General features: G+C 26.5%; 1 pseudogene. It reads left to right on the forward strand.

Annotated elements, in window-relative coordinates:
• Positions 1 to 175 precede the first annotated feature (175 nt).
• Positions 176 to 1,618, forward strand: a pseudogene (locus MBFIL_RS11175) (right-handed parallel beta-helix repeat-containing protein); the annotation flags it as partial.
• Positions 1,619 to 2,036 lie beyond the last annotated feature (418 nt).

The raw sequence follows: 2,036 nt of genomic DNA on the forward strand, positions 1-2,036 counted from the left end.
ACTATGGAGAACTATGAAAAATATACTACATAGAAACCCCATTCCAGATATTGAATACCTAAAAAAGGAAGTGGTTAAATTATACTACGAATTAGTTGATGAAATATCTTTTGTCGAAAATTGGATAGATGAATATATTGTCAAAAAATAGGTATCATACTATAATACCTTAAGTACAAATGGTGGTTCTGGAATCACTGCAACTGAATCTAACAATGTAAAAATCAACAAAAACATTGTGGAAAAAAATGAAAATGGTGGAATAAGTGTTGATTCATCTAATAACAGTACAATTACAGGTAATACCATAAATGAAAATCAAGTTAACGGTATCTCTTTAAGTGAAGTTGAAACTACTGAAGTTAGTAGGAACAAAATGAATAAAAATGGCATTGCTGTTGATTCATCTAATAATGTTAAAGTAAGCCGTAATAATATATCAGATAGTGAGGATAGTATTTATGTAGGAGATAGTAAAAATTCTGAAATTAGCTATAATGCTATATCCAATAGTGAAGGCAGTGGGGTTAGTGTAAGTTCTTCTAATAATACTAAAATCATAAATAACAACTTAAAAAATAATGGTGGTACTGGCATCACACTAGATGAAGTTAAAGATACTGAAATCAACCAAAATACCATAAATGGCAGTGGTTCTACTGGTATTGAAGGAAACACAGTTAATAATATTAAAATAATTAATAATACAATTACAAATAGTAGTGAATCTGGAATTCTAATATCTGGCTTTACAGATGGAACTATCACTAAAAACAAAGTAAGTAAATCCTCAGAGGATGGAATTAATTTATATGCAGGTAATAAAATCACTGTTTCAAACAATACTATAACTAATAGTCATGAGAATGGAATATTTATTAATGATGTTGGAAATTCTAATATTAGTCAAAATAATATACAAAATAGTGGAGACACTGGTATTTCTCTAAACAACATAGATCTATTTGATGTCAGTAATAACTATTTAAATAAAACTGGTGAATATGGTATTTCATTTGATGAAGTGCCTAATGGATCTATTACTAAAAATACTATAATTAACAGCGGATCTGATGCTATTTTTGGAAACAATTTCGTTAAATTCAAAATAGAAAATAATACATTAAGCAACCTTAATGGAGGCGGAATTGCATTAGAAGAATTTAAATATGTAAGTATTCTTTCAAACAACATACAAAACACTAATTTAACAGCTATTCGAATTGGTGAATCTCAAAAAGCTGATATTGGACATAATACACTAAAAAATAACAGTGATGGAATTGAAATAAGTAATAGTAAAAATAGCACAGTCTATAATAATTACTTAGATCGCATTGTAAACATAGGTATCAGCTTATATGATACAGAAACTAGTAAAATTTCAAATAACTACTTTAAAAATTGTAATTATGGTCTTGATTTATACCTTGATCGATATAGCACTGTTTTAAATAATACATTTGATGGAAACACAGTGAGTATTGCAATATCAGAATCACACAGTATCGACATCCTAAAAAATATCCTAAAAAACAGTAAATACACAGGCATTTCAGTATTTGATTCAAATAACACAAATATCCGAAATAATAATCTTTATGGAGATCTTCCATAATTCATTGATTAGTTAATTGATACTTATTGGCTTATATTATGATGATGAAGTAATATTAAGTTAAAATAAGGATTATTATTTAGTTTATTGGGTTTTAAGTGATTTATCTTTGTTGATTATTTTTTAGTAAAGTTTAATAATCTTTGTGTTGAAATATGACTTCATGCATTAATGACTTTAATAAACTTTTTTTTATTAAGTTTTTGTGCATTTATTATGAAATTTGTATTAATAAATTAGTGCTTTTGTATGAATCATGTTTTGATAAATGGCATACTGACTAAGAGATACTTATTTAGACATGTATGGTTTTATACTATGTTTATTTATGTTTTTTCTAGTATATTGTGTCTTTTAGATTTCTTGTTCGTATTGTATTGTATATTGCATTTCTGATGTTTATTTCATTAGTTGCAGC

Origin of the sequence: Methanobrevibacter filiformis (assembly GCF_001639265.1) — an archaeon.
Lineage (GTDB): Archaea > Methanobacteriota > Methanobacteria > Methanobacteriales > Methanobacteriaceae > Methanacia > Methanacia filiformis.